Source organism: Pseudomonas sp. 1176_21 (assembly GCF_052850635.1).
Genome location: NZ_VXCV01000014.1, coordinates 1 through 17,085 on the forward strand (window position 1 = coordinate 1; position 17,085 = coordinate 17,085).

The 17,085-nt window shown below is 63.0% G+C and carries 14 protein-coding genes; 4 read left to right on the forward strand and 10 right to left on the reverse strand.

What is annotated here, in order from left to right; translation table 11 throughout:
- The 3 genes from FW760_RS23400 to FW760_RS23410 form a co-directional block, all read left to right on the forward strand.
- On the forward strand, positions 1-361 hold a 361-nt coding region (locus FW760_RS23400), incomplete at its 5' end, for a hypothetical protein (RefSeq protein WP_446444032.1).
- Positions 358-666, forward strand: coding sequence for a DUF3630 family protein (locus FW760_RS23405; protein ID WP_054916223.1), 309 nt, complete (start codon positions 358-360; stop codon positions 664-666). The genes FW760_RS23400 and FW760_RS23405, both read left to right, overlap by 4 nt.
- Positions 667-1,020: 354 nt before the next feature.
- Positions 1,021-1,290 carry a toxin glutamine deamidase domain-containing protein gene (locus tag FW760_RS23410; RefSeq protein ID WP_353229557.1) on the forward strand — a complete coding sequence of 90 codons (270 nt, stop codon included), beginning with the start codon at positions 1,021-1,023 and terminating at the stop codon, positions 1,288-1,290.
- Positions 1,291-1,780: 490 nt separating this feature from the next.
- On the opposite strand, the gene FW760_RS23415 is transcribed toward FW760_RS23410, so the two are convergent.
- From FW760_RS23415 to FW760_RS23460, 10 genes are all read right to left on the reverse strand, one after another.
- Positions 1,781-2,287 carry a GNAT family N-acetyltransferase gene (locus FW760_RS23415; protein WP_054916224.1) on the reverse strand — a complete coding sequence of 169 codons (507 nt, stop codon included), beginning with the start codon at positions 2,285-2,287 and terminating at the stop codon, positions 1,781-1,783.
- A 52-nt stretch (positions 2,288-2,339) separates the two neighbouring features.
- Positions 2,340-2,789, reverse strand: a complete 450-nt coding sequence (locus FW760_RS23420; protein ID WP_446444033.1) for a hypothetical protein — start codon at positions 2,787-2,789, stop codon at positions 2,340-2,342.
- Positions 2,790-2,875: 86 nt separating this feature from the next.
- Positions 2,876-4,183 (reverse strand): carbohydrate porin, encoded by a 1,308-nt coding sequence (locus FW760_RS23425; protein WP_116052815.1) that lies wholly within the window; start codon positions 4,181-4,183, stop codon positions 2,876-2,878.
- A 156-nt stretch (positions 4,184-4,339) separates the two neighbouring features.
- Positions 4,340-5,032, reverse strand: coding sequence for a sensor histidine kinase (locus tag FW760_RS23430; protein WP_054916226.1), 693 nt, complete (start codon positions 5,030-5,032; stop codon positions 4,340-4,342).
- The gene (locus tag FW760_RS23435; protein WP_043864364.1) at positions 5,029-6,636 is read right to left on the reverse strand and encodes a tetratricopeptide repeat-containing response regulator; all 1,608 of its coding nucleotides are present in this window, start codon (positions 6,634-6,636) and stop codon (positions 5,029-5,031) included. Before FW760_RS23435 ends, FW760_RS23430 begins: the two co-directional genes overlap by 4 nt.
- Before the next feature lie 252 nt (positions 6,637-6,888).
- Positions 6,889-9,609, reverse strand: coding sequence for a LuxR C-terminal-related transcriptional regulator (locus tag FW760_RS23440; protein ID WP_078481525.1), 2,721 nt, complete (start codon positions 9,607-9,609; stop codon positions 6,889-6,891).
- A gap of 252 nt (positions 9,610-9,861) precedes the next feature.
- Positions 9,862-11,226 (reverse strand): DUF1329 domain-containing protein, encoded by a 1,365-nt coding sequence (locus FW760_RS23445; RefSeq protein ID WP_043864362.1) that lies wholly within the window; start codon positions 11,224-11,226, stop codon positions 9,862-9,864.
- Between the two features lie 25 nt (positions 11,227-11,251).
- Positions 11,252-13,135 (reverse strand): DUF1302 domain-containing protein, encoded by a 1,884-nt coding sequence (locus tag FW760_RS23450; RefSeq protein WP_088515274.1) that lies wholly within the window; start codon positions 13,133-13,135, stop codon positions 11,252-11,254.
- A 337-nt stretch (positions 13,136-13,472) separates the two neighbouring features.
- On the reverse strand, positions 13,473-15,155 hold the full coding sequence (locus FW760_RS23455; RefSeq protein WP_116052809.1) for a fatty acid--CoA ligase: 1,683 nt from the start codon (positions 15,153-15,155) through the stop codon (positions 13,473-13,475).
- Positions 15,156-15,287: 132 nt separating this feature from the next.
- Entirely contained in the window at positions 15,288-15,917 is a 630-nt protein-coding gene (locus FW760_RS23460; RefSeq protein ID WP_043864359.1) for a LysE family transporter, read from the reverse strand.
- Positions 15,918-16,105: 188 nt separating this feature from the next.
- On the opposite strand from FW760_RS23460, the gene FW760_RS23465 reads away from it, so the two are divergent.
- The gene (locus FW760_RS23465; RefSeq protein WP_104572244.1) at positions 16,106-17,068 is read left to right on the forward strand and encodes a 2-hydroxyacid dehydrogenase; all 963 of its coding nucleotides are present in this window, start codon (positions 16,106-16,108) and stop codon (positions 17,066-17,068) included.
- Positions 17,069-17,085: the final 17 nt, after the last annotated feature.

Sequence of the window (17,085 nt, forward strand, 5' to 3'; positions counted from 1 at the left end):
TACTCCTGCTTGGGACAACGCTATATCTAAAGCTGACGGAGACTTCGGGTATCTCCCACCTGTCCGACAAAACTATGTTAAAGATGTTTACGACTTGCAAGGTGCTGTGGACAAAATGCGTGCCGGCGGCGCTAGCGCAGAAGAAGTCGCAAAATATGCATATGGCGCAAGAAACGAGTTGAAAGTAAAGTATAGGGAGTATACGCCTCCGGATATGCTTGACGTAATCGATGCAAGAAATTTGGAGCGATATGGTAACAAGATCGGCCCTGCATTTGATGATTTAGTTAAAAAGGGAAAAACTTTTGATCAGATAATTGAGAGCTCTACGCGAGCTGGTGGTGGAGATCTTTTTCAATGAAAAAATTTATTGATGAAAAAGTGTTTTCTCTTGGCCGCATGAGGTCTGGGAGACTGTATGCGGAGCTGACTTCTGATGTGGGCTGGGAAGGCTTCCCTAATTATGCCGAAGAATTCGTTAAGTTATTTTCTGGAAAGATTATTAGCAGAAGTGATTCTGTTGATACTAGAGTGTGGGGGGTGATTATAAAAGACCGGCTCCTGCGATTGGTTTATGAAGACTTTCCTGTGATGATTAGTTTGGAGTCGCAAAGTGAGGAGGGGGATCGACTTATCGAGGAATTAAAAGAAATTTCTATTAAGTAGAATTAGTCCTTCGGTGCAAAAGGCGCAGGTGAGGTTGCCTCTATAGGCGGAAAGGCCTGTGTTTATAACTGCGTTATTGATGGCGTGACTCGTTACGTTGGAAACCGACGACATAGTTAAACGCAGTCAAGCTCACCTCAGACAAAAAGGTATAGTGGTTTCCGAAATCAGAGGGCTTGAGAATATTTCTCGTGCTGACGCTCGGGCAGTTGAGCAAACACTGATCGATTACGATGGCCTTGGTAAAGATGGCGGCACGTTAATCAATACTAACTCTACATAGTCCATCAAAAAACAGACCAAGTATGGTTTGTTTTGCGCCTGCAAGGCCAGGCGAAAGGTGTCCCGCTGAGTGTGTTTCAAAAACAATTTGGGTCTAAATTTGGCCCTATAACGGCGCCTGACAATATTGCGCAGCAAATGGCAAGCTCCGGAAATGGCGCTCGGGGAGTTGTGTTTGGTTCTTATGGGCTGGGTCAGCCAGGGCATGTTTTCAATGTGTTTAATCAGAATGGTGTTGTTAGATTCCTTGATGGGCAGACCGGGAAGCCAGCAAATCTCAGTAATTTCAAAATACTACGCAGTCTGGTGCGCTTCATGTTCTTGGAACAGCAAAGCCCTTAGAAAGTTATTTGGAGGACTACATAAAAGAGAAGGCCGTGAAATCTAGGTGATTTAACGGTGCAAAAGCAACTGGTGGCGCTGCCAGAAAGGTAGATGATCTAGCTACTAGTGGCTTAAGCTCAGCGTCAAACCTTCCAAGTGGAACAGGTCTTGGGCCACGCTTACGCACAGTGGTTTCCTGCTGCTGACCAAACAGCTCTTCGAGTTTGGTCGAAAGCAGTCGGGCCAGCTCTCATCGCTGGAATAATTGTCAATGCACGGCGGTATGGATCTCTGACATTCCGCACAAGGGCGGGTGGGCCGGGTGGCTCGCTCTGGCTGTGGGACGGTGACGAAGAGTATCGACCGGACAGGGCATTCAGCTCGCAAGAGCAGAAGTACCCCACCCGAGGATTAATCAGCGCGCCCTTGCTGGTCTAGCGCATCGAAAAAAACTACAGGGCCCAGCCCCATGAAGTCTGGTGAGGCTTGCCGCTGGTAGCCGGCCCTTTCAATGCATGACCGCCCGCGTAATCAAAAAGCTCAGCAGCTCGCCCTCATCATCCAGTTCGATGGCCTGCACCGGCCGTGGCAGGTTGTCGAGCACGCTGCGCCAGAACGCCTGTGAGGTTTCATCCTGGTCATAGAAGCGCACCAGCCAGTCCCCTTCCCCACTCATCAGCACCTGGGTAGCCAATGCCTGGCCGATGCCCTTGCGCCGGTAGCGCTTGAGAATGAACAGGTCGGCCAGCTCCTGTGCGTCCAGCCCTGCCAGTTCGCTGCGCTCGACCAGCAGGAAGCCGGCGATGTAGCCATCGACCAGAATCAGGTTGGCGCTCCACTGCGGCTCCTGCCAGTAGCGGGCCAGGTGTTCGTCGTGGATGTAGAAACGGCCGTCCACCTCGACGTCTTCCTGCTCCCAGTCCGAGGACTCGTAGGCATAGAACTGGTAGAGGTTGCGGATCAGCTCGATGTGTTCAGGGCCGGTCGGGATCAGTTCGACGGTGAGTTCACTCATGGCTACGGCAGGGGCTCGATGAAAAAGAGCGCGCAGTCAGCCACGATTCGCGTCACAACTCAACCCATTCGCCCTGCGAGTAGACGCTGAACCGGTTCGACTCGGAAAGCCGCATGGTGTAGGACGATTGCACGTGGTGGGTCTGCCCGCCGTCGCCGAGCAGGCGTACTTCGGCACCGCAGATGAAGTTCGAATCGCGTTCCGGGCCCATCGATGCGCAAGAGACGGTGGAGACTTCTATGCGGCCCAGCACCTTGATCGGCGACGTCATCCGGCCACTGGCGTGAAGCTTGCGGGTGAAGTCAGCCATGGCGTCTTGCACCTGGCCCTGGGTCGGCATCCAGTCGGGGCAGACATAATCGTCACCGCTGCAACTCTTGTCCGAGGCCGAAGGGGCTGCGTAGGTGAAAACCGGGAAGGACAACAGAGCGAGGGCAAACAGTGCAGTGCGAAGCATGAAGGCGAGGCTATCCTGGGCGATCTGGGCGCGGGATGATGTCATGCAGCCCTCTTCGCCAGCAAGGCTGGCTCCTACAGTCCTGTGCAGGGGTCAGCCTCCAGGCGAACAAGCGCATCGCGCTCACGCCATCAGAACTGCACCTTCACCTGTACGCCGGCCAGCAACGCGTCCTGGGTGTCCTTGCCGGAAAATGCACCCGGCTCCATCACGTACTGCACGCTCGGGCGCACCGTCAGCCAGCGGGTTACCTGGGCGGTGTAGCTCAGTTCCAGCAACTGCTCGCCCATGTCCAGGTTGCTGACACTCTGCGCCTGGGCCAGGTCGCCACCGCGCTCCAGGTTGGCGATCTGGACATCGCGGCTGCGCGAGTTGAACACCGCACGGCCGTATGCCAACCCCACGTTGTCATGCTCGCGCGAAGCGAACGGTCGGCTCAGCACCGCTCCGGCCGCGTACCAGTGCGAGAACGGCGAAGTGGCCGTGTCGGTGTCGGCGGCCTGCGCGAACAGGCGTACGCTGCGCCCCCGGGTCGAATCCGAACGCCATACCATCTGATCGACCAGGACATAGGCACCGTGACGCCCCGCCGCCTTGCTGTCGGGCTGGCCGATGCGCGCAGTGTCGGAGGTGTCGTAATACCAGCCGAACTTGTACTGCCCATCATAGGTAGCCAGGTTGTTGTAAATCAGCTCCACCGGCAGGATGGCCCCGGTGGTGCCGCTGGAGGTCAGGTCGAAGGCCTTGGACGAGGCGCTGTTGGTCTCGGGGTTCACGTTGAACCAGGCGGTCTGCACCGTCCACTCGGGGCTGATGCGGTATTTCAGCTCCATGCCCCAGTGCGCGGTGGGGTAGTTGCCCCAGCCACTGCCACCGGACATGCTCAGCGGGTGCGCGCAGAAACCTGCGTTGACGAAGTTGGTGAGGATGCCCATGCCGCCGAAGTCATTGCCCATGGCCATCCAGCCGAGCTTGACGTTCAGGTCGTCGGTGAACAGGCTGCGCGCATAGCTCAGCTCGCTCAGGCGCGTGTACAGCCCGCCGTAGATCTCCTGCACCGGCAGCCGGTTGCCCACCAGGTCTTGCGAGGCGCTGTTGCCGCGCCGGTCATTGATCGTCAGCTGGACCGTGCCTGCATCCGCCTCGTCCAGCAATGTCTCGAGGTCGAAGGTGGCGCCCAGGCGGACCTGCTGCGCATAGCGCGCACCGTGCTTGAGGCCACCGCTGACCAGGCCCATGGTTTCCGACACATACTCGCCGGTGAGCTTGACGCCGCTCGCCTCCAGGCGTGAGCGGCTGCCGCCCCAGTCGCCGGTCAGGGTCGGGCTGTCGACAAGGGTGTCGAATGCATCGGCCTGCACCGCACACGCCAGCAAGCTGGAAGAAAGGCCCACGGCAAACGCGAGGGGGCTGAACGGAAAACGCGAAAAGAGGCTCAAACGGCCCTCCCGAAAGACAATAGATCACCACCCGGTCAGCGACGAAGACGCGAACCGGGACACAAGAAATGCAGGTGGCCTATATTACGGGATTTTATGTACTAACCGTTTAATTTGTAGACTTTGGTGCAACGCCCTGGCCGACCGGCGACTGGCTCAGGGCAGGTACAGCTGGAACAGGCCGCCGCCCAGGGCACCGCCATTGGCGATCTCGATGCGCCCGCGCACACCGTTGCGCTCGTGCAGCGCAGCAATGCGTTCAGCGAAGTACAGGCCCAACCCGGTGCTGCCGGTGTGCAGGTTGATGCCCTGCACGTAGTCGGCCTGACGGTCGATCATGCCCTGTGGATAACCCGGGCCGTCGTCATTGATGCTCAGCACCAGTTGCTCGCCCTGCTCGGCCACCGTGACCAGCAAGGCGTGCCCGGCATAGCGGATGGCGTTGTTGATCACGTTGGAGATCACCGAACCGACCAGCTCGCGGTCGAAGAAGCCCAGCGGGTTGAAGGCATCGATCTCGTAGCGCGCAATGATCTCGCGGCTGTCGATGATCGGCTGATTGGAGGCCAGCAGGCCGCCGATGAAGTCGTCCAGGTCATGGTAGTCGGGGCACATGGGCAACTGATTGACCCCGAGTTTGTACAACCCCAGCAGCTGCACGAGCATGCCGTTGAGGTGCGCGAACTCGTGCTCCACCACCGCCTGCTCCGGGCCTTGCGCCTGGGCGGCCGGCAGGCGCGACAGCCACTGGCTGTGCGCCTGCATCAGCATCGCCAGGGAGTTCTTCATGTCGTGTACGGTGGAGGCGATCACCGTGGAAAAATCCAGCCCCTGGGAATCGTTGCTCATGAGCCCACCGCCCGGATACGCAGTTTTCGATAGCGCTCGTAGCGCGGATCGGTATTGGGAATGCCCGCCACCTTGGCCAGGCACGCGCGGCATTCCTCCAGCGCGGCGCTCGAGGGGTTTTCCCCGGCCATGCGCAGCAGCGCCTGGGCAGTGTTCAGTGCAATGCTGATGTTCTTGGGCTGCAACGCCAGCGCGCGCCGGAACTGCTCCAGCGCCTCGCCGACCTTGCCGGCCTGATAGCTGCGCACGCCCTGGCGGTTGAGGTCGACGGCTTCGTTGCCGGCGCCCAGAATCGTCGGGTCGTCAGTCAGCTTGGCGATGCTCTGCATCACGCTCGCGTCGTCACCGTAGACTTCCACGCAGTTCTTGAGGATGGCCGTGCCCGCCGCCTCCTGACCCAGTTGCTGCAACTGCGCAGCCACTGCCAGGGCGGTTTCGGCCGAGAAGAACTGGTCCATGTTCTCCAGCCGCGCAACCGCCGCCTCGGTGAGCTTGGCGGCCGTCTCGGCATCGCCCGCCTGCGCCAGGCCGGTGGCCTTGATCAAGCGCGCACGTACCTGCAGGCCCTGGTCGTCGGTGTACTCCTTGGCCACATCGCCCAGCACCTGGTTCAGCTCCACCCGTGTGCGTGCATCCAGGCCGTTGCCCACGTTCTTCTGGATCAGCGCCTGGGCCAGGCCCAGGTTGCTTTCAGGGTCTTTGAAACGCGAATTCTGGCCCTGGCTCACGGCCTGGCGATAGGCCCGCGACGAGGTGTCGAAGTCGGCGTTGCCCAGGGCCAGCTTGCCCAGTTGCATCTGCCGGCGGACCGCCAGCGGCGACAGGCGTACGGCCTCTTCGAGCACCGACTGGGCACGGCGGGTTTCACCTGCGGCAGCCAGCACGTCGGCCAAGCCGTCGTACAGGCCGGGCATCATCGAAAACGCCTTGATCGCCTGTTCGTAGATTTCCTTGGCCTGGACGGCCTGGCCGCGCTTGAACAGCAGCTTGCCCAGCGCCGCGTACGCCCACGGCGTAGGGCGGTTGGCCAGGATCGCCTTGAGAAAGCGCTCCAGCTCCTCATGCCGGTTGAGGGCGCCCAGGGCGTCGGCACGGTAGCGCAGGCACAGCGGCGCAAAGCGCGGGTCCTGCTTGCACAGGTTGTCGCAGGCCAGCAGCACTTCGGCCGGTCGGCCACGGTCCAGCGCCTGCAAGATAGGCTTGAGCAGGGTCTTGCGCTGTACCAGCTTGTCCAGGCGCTGGGTCAGCCCCAGGCGGTTGAAGGGCTTGGTCAGGTAGGCGTCCGGCTCGTGCTCCAGGGCACTGAGCACCACCGCCTGGCTGCTCTCGGCCGTCACCATGACAAAGATCGCCTCGTGGCTGATCAGCTTGTCGATCATCAGGTCTTCCAGCACCTGCTGGCCGTTCTTCTTGCCGTCGCCCAGGTGGAAGTCGTGCAGGATGAAGTCATAGCGCTTCTGCCCGCACATGCGAATCGCCGTCTCGCCGCTCTCGGCGGTATCGACGTCGCGGATACCCATTTCCCGCAACATCGAACGCACGGACGTGCGGAAGTCGGTGAAGTCATCGACGATCAGAAAACTTTTTTGGCTATACACCAACATCCACAAAACCTGACTTGGAAGAAAGAAGAGCGGCGCCAAGGCGCCTACAGGGACAGGCTCGGCTTCAGGACGCAAGCAGCGCGACGATCATCGCCAGCGCATGCTGCTTGGGCAAGCAACGTCAACGGCTGCAGGCCTCGGAAAGGCTATCGGCAGCACGTGCACTTTGCTTGAGGCGCCGCAAGCATGCGGCATGAAGCCAACGCGCCAAGTATGATGGCGCTATGCCATCATACTTGGCCGACTGCCGTGCTACAACAGGCCCAGCGCCTTGGCCCGGGCGACCGCCTGGGTGCGGCGCTCGACGCCGAGCTTGCTGTTGATGTGGCTGGCGTGGGTCTTGACGGTGTGCAACGAAATGAACAGTTGCTCGCTGATCTGCTGGTTGGAGCACCCCAGCGCGATCAGCTTGAGTACCGACATCTCTCGCGCACTCAGAGCCTCGGTGCCCGCCCCGGGGGCCGGCGGGGTATCAACCACCGGCAACAGCGACAGCAGGCGCGCCTGCACCGGCCCCGCCGGCTGGGCCAGCAACTGCTCGCGCATCCACTCGGGGTGATCTTCCAGCAGCCGCTGGAAGGGTTGCAGCACGCCCCCCTGCGCGGCCTCCAGGGCCTGGGGCAGCAACACCACGGCCGCCTCTGCAGCACCGCTCGCCAGCAACAGGCCGATATGCTGACACACCGCGGTGGTGCCGAGCAGCTGGCCGCCATTGCTGCGCCCGTGCTCGGTCAGCGCCTGCAGGCGTTGTGCGGCCTGTGCGGTACGCCCCTGGGCCTGTTCCAGCAGGGCCTGCTGCAGTTCGATGTGCAAAGGCAGCAGCGGATGGAACTCCGGTGCGGCGGCGGCACGTTCGCCACCGTAGGTCTGGCCCAGGCGCAGCAGCCAGGATTCGGCCAGGTCCATGCGCCCCTGGGCCAGCCACAGCTCGCATTTGACCAGGGTGATCATGGCCAGGTAGAACACCGGCGGCACGTCCCAGATATGCATCAGGCGCTCGGCCTCGGCCAGCTCGCAGAAGGCCTCGGTAAAACGCCCCTCGCGTCCGTCCAGGGTGGCCAGCACGCAATGCCCGATCAGTACGCTGATGTCGCGACAGGCACGCGCTTCCACCAGCCCGGCGCGCAAGCGCGCACGCCCTTCCTGGGGCTGCAGCCCGGCGACCAGCAGGTAGCCTTCGTACAGCGCCAGGCGCGCACGCGCCGCGTACAGGCGCTGGGCCGACAGCCCTTGCAGGCGTTGCAGGCCGTGGCGCACCTCCTCCATCGAACGCAGGACCTCGCCACGGGCATGCAGCACCCGCGCGCGATCGTAGTGGGCCAGGGCCTCGAACAACGGGTTGCCGACCCGCCGTGCCAGCTCCAGCGCCTCGCGGTTCCAGCCACGGGCGTGCCAGAAATCGCCCTCGGCGATGGCCAGGTTGGACAACGTGGACAGGCACATCAGGCGCTGGCCGTAGCGCTTGGTGGGCAGGCTGCGCAGCGCCTGCTGGCAGTACGAGCGGGTTTTCAGACGGTCGCCGCGACCGCGGGCGATGATTCCGCTCAGGGCCAGCCATTGCGCCAGCATGGACTTCTGCGCCGTGGCCGAAGGCGCCGGCAGGAACCGGCTGAGGTGGCTGACCAGTTCCTCGGCCGCGTCCAGCTGGCAGGCCAGCCCCAGCGCCCAGCTGTACAGCACGATCAGGCGCGGGGTGCTGATCAGCAGGCTGTCGGGCAGGTCCATCTTCCAGCGCAGCAGCATGCCGACGTTCTGTTCGGCCAGCAGTTGCTCTTCGGACAGGTTCTGCACCAGGTTGGCCGCCACGTCCAGGTGACCGGCGCGCAGGGCCTGCTCCACCGCCTCGTCGAGCAGGCCCTGGGCGTGGAACCAGCGGCACGCGCGCAGATGCAGGCTGGCCAGCGGCTGGCTGGCCTGGCGGGTGCGCAGCAGGTCGGAGAACAGGTGGTGATAACGCAGCCATTGACCCTGCTCGTCCAGCGGTACCAGAAACACCTGGTGTGCCTTCAGGTAACGCAGTATCTGCGCGCTGTCGTGGCTTTCGCGCAGGGCATCGCACAGGTCGGCGCAAAAACGCTCCTGGCAGGCGGTGTCGTAGAGAAACGCCTGCACCTCGGGCGGCAGGCAGTCGATGACTTCTTCGAGCAGGTAGTCGCGGATCAGCCCTTCGCCGCCATGCAGGGCGTGGGGCAAGGCGCTGTCGACCCCCGCCTCGGAGGCGGCCAGCAGCCAGAAGCGCAGGCCGGCGACCCAGCCATCGCTGCGTTGAATCAGGTTGTCCAGGGCCTGGCCACGCAGCGTGGTGGGGTGCTGGTCGAGCACGGCCAGGGATTCCTCGGGGCTCAGGCGCAGGTCCTGTTCGGTGAGTTCGAGCAACTGCTGCGACAGGCGCAGGCGCGCCAGGTGCCAGTCGGGACGCTGGCGGCTGGTGACCAGCAGCACCAGGCCAGGCGGCAAATGATTGAGGAAGAACTGCAGGCAGCGGTCGAGCACCGGGCCCTGGGCCAGATGGTAGTCATCGAGCACCAGCAGCAGCGGGTTCTGCGGGTGCAGGTGCAGGGCCAGTTCGTCGAGCAGGCTGTCGAGCCACTCCTCGAAGGCAAAAGGCTGGTGCCGCTGGCGCATCTTGAGCAGGCCCAGGGCCTGGTTGCCCAGGTCCGGGCAGAACTGCTGCAGCCCTTCGAGCAGGCGCTCCAGAAAGCGCCCGGGGTCACTGTCGCGCTGGCTCAGCCCCAGCCACAGGCTGCCCCACGAGGCCGGCAGGCTCTGGCAGAACTCCACGGCCAGCGAGCTCTTGCCGAAACCGGCGGGCGCCGAAACCAGCAGCAGTCGACCGCTAAGGCCGGCGTGCAGGCGCTGGCATAGCCGCGGGCGCGGCACGTGCCCCTCGGGCAGTGGTGGACGGTAGAAACGGCCCTCCACAGCGCTGATGGCCTGGCTGGCGAACCCTTGCATACGCGACAGATCAGTCATGGCCGGCTCGTTTTAGTTGGAAGTCTTCGGCAGAACAGACCCGCCGAGACTAGCGCTTTAAACGGCACATTTGAAGATGATTGGCGCAGAGGTCGGAAAAAAGACTACAACAAAAAGCGACAAAAACTCACGAAGCGCAGCATTGCGTGCAATTCATCCCGCATTGCCCCTCACGGCCTGTTGTCGGGCCACACACAGAAACGCCCCGGGCAAGCCGGGGCGTTCTGGGGATCACACGGAGGAGGTTCTAACTCAGCGCACACCATCCTGGCGCAGCGCTGCCGGCTGGAAGTCGGCCTTGCTGGCAGTGAAGTCGAAGTTGTAGGCCTTCTGCTCTTCGTTCTTCATGCCCAGCGCCAGGTAACGGCCCGACTGCAGGTCGTAGATGGCTTCCAGGGTGTACCACGGCACCTGCTTGTTGTAGTAGTCCTGGGCATGTGCCTCGGATACCCGCCACAGCTGGCCGCGGCCGTCGTACTGGTCGATCACGGCCGCTTGCCAGGTGTCTTCGTCGATGTAGAAGTCACGCTTGGCATAGATATGCCGCTGGCCCGGCTTCAGGGTGCCCACCACATGCCACACGCGACGCAGCTCGTAACGGGTCAGGTCCTGGTTGATATGCCCCGGCTTGATGATGTCGGCATACTTGAGGCTCGTCGAATCGAGCTTGTAGCTGTTGGAGGCAATGTACATCTCCTTCTTGCCTTCCAGCTTCCAGTCGTAGCGGTCCGGCGCACCGTTGAACATGTCCAGGTTGTCGGAGGTACGCAGGCCGTCAGCGGCGGTACCCGGGCCGTCATACGACACTTGCGGGGCCTGGCGCACGCGGCGCTGGCCAGCGTTGTACATCCAGGCCTTGCGCGGCTCCTTGACCTGGTCGAGGGTCTCGTGAACCAGCAGCACGGTACCGGCCAGGCGCGGCGGGGCGGTCACTTTCTGCTTGAAGTAGAACAGCACGTTGCCAGGGTTGGCCGGATCGAAATCCTTCAGGCGATCGCGGAACATGAACTGTTCCTCGAGCTTCACCATGCTGTAGCTGCCGTTCTGCTGCGGCGTGGCCTGGTTCACCACACGCGTGACGCCACCGCCACGGTAGCGGGTGATGTGGTTCCAGATCACCTCCACACCGCTTTTCGGGATCGGGAACGGAATCGCGATCTGGAAGTTCTCCAGCCCGTTGCCGCCAGCTACCAGGTTGGTGGTGGTGGCGTTCTTCTTGATGGCGGCGAACACCGAGTCCGGCACCGTGGAGCCACGCTGGGTCGGGTACACCGGCAGCTTGAAGGTGTCCGGATAGCGCTTGAACATGGCCAACTGGCCAGGGGACAGCTTGTCCTTGTACTGGTCGACGTTCTGCGCGGTGATGGTGAACTTGGGCTTGTCGTTGCCGTACGGGTCGGACAGGAAGCCCTTGGCATCGACCGAACCGGCCGTGGTGCTCAGGGGCTGCCAGGCAGTGATCGAACCGTCGGCATTGCCGGCCTTCTCGGCGCCCATCGGGGTCAGGCTGGTGCCCAGCTTGGCGGCTTCGTCGGCGGACACCGCCGCCATCACGCCGGTGGCGAGCAGCGACAGGCTCAGCACACCGATTTTCAACAGACTCTTGGTTGCTTTCATGATCTTGGTCTTCCCGGATCAGTGCTTAGAAGTTCACGCCGAAGCTGAGGGCGATGAAGTCGCGGTCATCCACGGTGGTGTACTTGCCATCGAAGAAGTTGGTGTACGACAGGCTCGCGGTGTAGGTGTTCTGGTATTCGGCGTCCAGGCCCAGGCTGACCGCCTTGCGCCCTTCCTCGAAGTTGCCGCCCGGGCCTGGCGAGTAGCCGGACACGTCATGCGACCAGGCCACGCTCGGCTTGAGGTTGACCCCGGCGAACACATCGTTGTAGTCCCAGATCACGCGGCCACGGTAGCCCCACGAGGTGCTGGTGGTGTAGCCGTCCTTTTCGCACTTGCGGCTGCGGTTGGCGGAGGAACCACCGCCAGGCGCGGCGCCACCGATGGTGCCGGCGTTGAGGATGTCCGTGCAGGTATTGAGGCCGAAGGTATCCGGCAGCGGGCCAGGGCCATACACCGGATCGCGGCCGTAGCGCAGCTTGTCGGCGCTTTCCAGGCCGCCCACGTGGGTCACGCCCACTTCACCTACCACGGTCATGCGGCTGGCGCCCATCACCTGGTCGAAGAAGTGCGTCAGGGTGGTCTGGAACTGGGTGATTTCCTTGCGCTTGTAGCCGTGCAGGTCGGTATCGGCCTGGCCCTTGAGCAGCGAGGCATTGCCGAACGTGCCGCCCAGCTGGGTGACCCCGGCGTACAGGATGTCGGTGGTGTTCAGCTGCACCGGTGCGTTCGGCCGGTAGCTGATTTCACCGCTCCACGCGGTGCCGGTAGGCAGGGTGGTGGAGAAGCTCAGGCCGTACAGGCGGATGTCTTCGGGATACTCGACGAAGTACTTGGAGTTGCCCGCCACGATAGCGGCGCCGGTGCGCGGGTCGACCATGCCGGCAATGGCGTAGGCCTGTGCAGAAGCCCCCGTGGCGCTGAAGATCGGCGCACGGCTGTGGTAGTTCATGGCGTAGGCGCCGAACTCGGTATTGAGCGGTTCGAACATGTAGCGCAGGGCAACACCGAACTGGCCGCTGTCACGGGCATCGCGGTCGGGGCCGCGCGCCACCTTGATGCCTTCCTCGTTCACGTCCACGCCGAAGTTGGCCAGGCCGGCGATCTGTGCCGGGGTCATGGTGCGGCTGCTGGACAATACGCGCAGGTTGTCGGTGCAACCGTCGGCGATGATGTCCGGCTGGGAGAAGAAGGTGCCGCAGTTGTCGACGACGGTCTGGTCCCATTCCAGCTGGTAGAAGGCTTCGGCCGACAGGTTGTCGGTCAGGCTCTGGGAGATGTAGAACATGTTGACCGGGATCAGGCCTTCCTTGATCTCGGCACCCGGGCGGCGGAACGCGGAAACGTCGATCGGGTTGATCGAGTTGATGCCACCACCGATGAAGGTACTTTCACCCCAGCTCACCACCTGCTTGCCGAAACGCACCGAACCCGGCAGTTCGCCAATCGAGTAGTTGTGGTAGACGAAGGCGTCGAGCAGCTCGGCACCGGACGACTTGGCGCCCTCTTTGCGGTTGGAGTCGCTGATGTCCTTGAACTGGCGGTGTTCGTCCTTGAGTTCGAAGTCGTACCAGTACTTGCCACGCACGAACACGCCGGTGTCGCCGTACTTGAGCTCCAGGTCGTGGATGCCCTTGAAGATCTTCGAGAAGGTCTCGCCGCGCTTGAAGTTCAGGTGGCCGTCGTCGGAGGTCTGCGACAGACCCTTGCCGCCGTTGTTGACGCCGATCAGGTTCTGGTTCGGCTTGGCCGTCGACCAGCTGGCCCCCACGGACAGCGACGAGTCGAACTGACCTTCGATTTCACCGATGTTGAAACTGACGCCGAATGCAGGGCCGGCGAGCGTAGAAGCGAGGCTGACGGCCAATGGCAATTTCGCCCGGCGCCAGAACAGATTTACTGATGTCATCGACGCTACTCCATGTACTTTATTTTTATGGCAGTGAGTCCTTTGAGAAACGCATCGAACGACCGACGTGAATACGCCTGCTGGTCGACCAACGTGGCAGTGCGCAGTCATTTGCGCGGGCCCCCGTCCCTAAAAATCCCCTGACCCGACTATAGCCAGCAGGTACCTGTGCTTGATCCCTCTAAAGTGTGATTTGCACGTTGGTACTACACCCAAAGAGCTGATTCGCTCGCCAACTGCGCGGGCAGCGGCAAGGATGGCCTATTTTTTCGCTTTGACAAGGCGCGCAGGTGTCTGGCGCAAGGGTCGCACCCGCCAGGGCGCGACCGGCCCGCCTTCAGAGGGTGGACAGAAATGCGCTGTTGCTGGCCTGCCAGTGGCTGATGTCGACGCGGATGCGCTTCTTGTCCAGCTTGCCCACGCTGGTCTTGGGAATTTCGGTAACAAGGGCGATCTGGCTGGGGATTGCCCACTTGTTGATCATGCCCAGCTCCACGTAGGGTTTGAGGTGCTCCTTGAGCTCGCGGGCGTCGATGCTGGTGCCGTCACGCACCACCAGCAGGGCAAACGGACGCTCGCCCCACTGCGGATCGGGTACACCCACCACCGCCACTTCGCGCACCGAGGGGTGGCGGCTGACGAGGTCTTCGAGGGCCAGCGACGACACCCACTCCCCGCCGGTCTTGATCACGTCCTTGATGCGATCGCGGATATCGACCACGCCCATGCTGTCGATGGTCGCCACATCCCCGGTGTGCAGCCAGCCGCCCTGCCACAGCTCGGCGCCTTTCTCCGGTTCGCGGAAATACCCCATGCTCAGCCACGGCGCGCGCAGCACCAGTTCGCCCTGGGACTCGCCGTCAGCCGGCAGGAAGCCGCCTTCGGCATCCATCACCGCGGCCTCCACCAGCGGCACCGGCACGCCGGCCTTGATGCGGTAGCTGATGCATTCGTCGTCGCTGCCGGCCAGCAGCTCTTCGTTGAGGTGGGCACAGGCCACCAGCGGGCAGGTTTCCGACATGCCATAGGCCGCCGTGAGCTGGATGCCCTGGGCCTTGGCCGACTCATACAGGGCGCGGTTGAGCGAGCTGCCGCCGATGATGATCTTCCAGCCGCCGAAATCCTGGCCCTGCGCGCCCTTGGCGTTGAGCAGCATCTGCAGGATGGTCGGTACGCAGTGCGAGAAGGTGACCTTTTCGTCCCGCCACAGCTGACACAGCATCTCCGGCTCGTAGCGCCCCGGGTAGACCTGCTTGAGCCCGAGCATGGTGGCCACGTAGGGGATGCCCCAGGCGTGCACGTGGAACATCGGGGTGATGGGCATGTACACATCATCGGTGCCCAGCAGGCGGATGCTGTCGATGCTGCCGGTCACAGTAGCCACGCCCAGGGTGTGCAGCACCAGCTGGCGGTGGGTGAAATACACGCCCTTGGGGTTGCCGGTGGTACCGGTGGTGTAGAAGGTGGTGGCCACCGAGTTCTCGTCGAAGTCGGGGAAGTCGTAGGTGGTGGCCGCGCCGGCCAGCAAGTGCTCGTACTCGCCCACCAGGTTCGGCAGTTCGGCATGCTTGTCGGGGCCGTCGGTGAGCAACAGGGTCTTCTCGACCGTGGTCAGTTGCGGCGCGATGGACTGATACAGCCCGATGAAATCGCTGTTGACCAGTACGAAGCGGTCTTCGGCGTGGTTCATGGTGTAGAGGATCTGCTCGGGCGACAGGCGCACGTTGATGGTGTGGGCCACCGCGCCGATCATCGGGATGGCGAACATGCACTCCAGGTAGCGATGGCTGTCCCAGTCCATCACCGCCACGGTGTCGCCGGCCTTGACCCCGGCTGCGGTGAGCACGTTGGCCAGGCGCGCGATGCGCTCGCTCAGGGTCAGGTAGTTGTAGCGCAGCTGACCGCGGTACACGATCTCGCGGGTTTTCTCGTAGCGGCTGCCCGACATCAGCAGGCGCTTGATCAGCAGCGGGTATTCGTAAGCGCCCGCAGCGGGGGCGATAATCCTGGTTTGCAGCATGGGAGTCCCTTTTTCGAGTACGCAGGCATGGCAATACGGCGCTTACTCTAGAACGGGACGGGGGCGCTCAAATCAGCCAAAGGAATGATTTGCGCGCCCGCAGGGATGACAGGCCAATGGCCATCAACCGCCTCAGTGCATCTCGGTGAAGGCGATCTTGATACCCAGCGCCACCAGCACCGCGCCCATGCCGCGATCGAACCAGTGGCCCATGCGCGCAAACCCGGAGCGCACGCGGGCGTGGCTGAACAGCAGGGCCACCAGGCAGAACCACAGGCCGGTGGCCAGCGCCAGGTAGGCCCCGTAGCCGGCCTGTATCAGCAGCGGCGTGTGCGGGTTGATCACCACCGTGAACAGCGACAGGAAGAACAGCGTGGCCTTGGGGTTCAGGCCGTTGGTCATGAACCCTGCCACAAAGGCGGCACGCGGGGTGCGCGCCACGGTCGAGACCTGCACGCTCTCGCTGCCGGCAGGCGCCGGGCGGGCACGCAGGGCCTTGATGCCGATGTACACCAGGTAGGCCGCAGCCAGCCACTTGAGCACGTTGAACAGCATGATCGACTGCGACACGATCAGGCCGATGCCCAGCAGCGAATAGCCCACATGCAGGAAGATCGCCGTGCCCACGCCGAAGGCGGTCCAGGTACCGGCGCGCCGACCGTGGGTAACACTTTCGCGCACCACCACCGCAAAGTCCGGGCCGGGGCTGGCCACGGCCAGCAGGTGGATCAGCGCAACGGTGAGAAATTCTGCCCAGTACATGGGGTGACGCTCCTGGCAAACGATCGGGTGGCGTACCTTACCCACTGCCTGGCAGTTCTGAAAGATACAGTTACAAGTGAATCGGCACAGTCACCTCCCGTGCAGCCGGATGCCTGGCTTTACGCCCACGGCGATGCAGGCTCTAATGCCCCACTACCTGCTCAAACCACACCCCAGGAGCCTGCCCCATGACCTTGCGCCGCGCTGTATTCCTCGACCACAGCTCCCTGGACCTGGGCGACCTCGACCTGAGCCGCCTGCGCGGCTGCTTCGATGAACTGCAGTTGCATCCGACCACTGCCCCCCACGAAGTGGCCGAGCGCCTGCAGGGCGCGAGCGTGGCGATCACCAACAAGGTGCACCTGGACGCCGCCGCCCTCGCGGCCTGCCCCGACCTAAGGCTGATCCTGGTGTCGGCCACCGGCACCAACAACGTCGACCTGCAGGCCGCGCGCGCCCAGGGCATCGTGGTCAGCAACTGCCAGGGCTACGGCACGCCCTCGGTGGCGCAGCACACCCTGGCCCTGCTGCTGGCGCTGGCCACTCGCCTGCCCGATTACCAGCAGGCGGTGGCCGACGGCAAATGGGCCCAGGCCAGGCAGTTCTGCCTGCTCGACTTTCCCATCGTCGAACTGGAGGGCAAGACCCTCGGCCTGCTCGGCCACGGCGAACTTGGCGGTGCGGTGGCGCGCCTGGCCGAAGCTTTCGGCATGCGCGTGCTGTCCGGCCAGTTGCCCGGCCGCCCGGCCCGCGATGATCGCCTGAGCCTGGCCGAGCTGCTGCCGCAGGTGGATGCGCTGACCCTGCACTGCCCGCTCAACGACAGCACCCGCAACATGATCGGCGCCGCCGAGCTGGCCCTGCTCAAGCCCGGCGCGTTCGTGGTCAACACCGCCCGTGGCGGGCTGATCGACGAGCAGGCGCTGGCCGACGCACTGCGCAGCGGGCACCTGGGTGGCGCCGCCACCGACGTGCTCAGCGTGGAGCCTCCGGTCAATGGCAACCCCCTGCTGGCAGGCGATATCCCGCGCCTTGTGGTCACCCCGCACAGTGCCTGGGGCGCGGTCGAGGCGCGCCAGCGCATCGTCGGCCAACTGGCCGAGAACGCCGAAGCCTTCCTGCAGGGCAACCCGCGCCGAGTGGTCAGCTGAGTTCTGCTAGAATTCGC

What these genes read in the sequence shown, in the direction of transcription:
- FW760_RS23405 (WP_054916223.1), top strand. Translation starts at nt 358, where the DNA reads ATGAAAAAATTTATTGATGAAAAAGTGTTTTCTCTTGGCCGCATGAGG.
- FW760_RS23415 (WP_054916224.1), bottom strand. Translation starts at nt 2,287, where the DNA reads ATGAGTGAACTCACCGTCGAACTGATCCCGACCGGCCCTGAACACATC.
- FW760_RS23420 (WP_446444033.1), bottom strand. Translation starts at nt 2,789, where the DNA reads ATGACATCATCCCGCGCCCAGATCGCCCAGGATAGCCTCGCCTTCATG.
- FW760_RS23430 (WP_054916226.1), bottom strand. Translation starts at nt 5,032, where the DNA reads ATGAGCAACGATTCCCAGGGGCTGGATTTTTCCACGGTGATCGCCTCC.
- FW760_RS23435 (WP_043864364.1), bottom strand. Translation starts at nt 6,636, where the DNA reads ATGTTGGTGTATAGCCAAAAAAGTTTTCTGATCGTCGATGACTTCACC.
- FW760_RS23440 (WP_078481525.1), bottom strand. Translation starts at nt 9,609, where the DNA reads ATGACTGATCTGTCGCGTATGCAAGGGTTCGCCAGCCAGGCCATCAGC.
- FW760_RS23445 (WP_043864362.1), bottom strand. Translation starts at nt 11,226, where the DNA reads ATGAAAGCAACCAAGAGTCTGTTGAAAATCGGTGTGCTGAGCCTGTCG.
- FW760_RS23450 (WP_088515274.1), bottom strand. Translation starts at nt 13,135, where the DNA reads ATGACATCAGTAAATCTGTTCTGGCGCCGGGCGAAATTGCCATTGGCC.
- FW760_RS23455 (WP_116052809.1), bottom strand. Translation starts at nt 15,155, where the DNA reads ATGCTGCAAACCAGGATTATCGCCCCCGCTGCGGGCGCTTACGAATAC.
- FW760_RS23460 (WP_043864359.1), bottom strand. Translation starts at nt 15,917, where the DNA reads ATGTACTGGGCAGAATTTCTCACCGTTGCGCTGATCCACCTGCTGGCC.
- FW760_RS23465 (WP_104572244.1), top strand. Translation starts at nt 16,106, where the DNA reads ATGACCTTGCGCCGCGCTGTATTCCTCGACCACAGCTCCCTGGACCTG.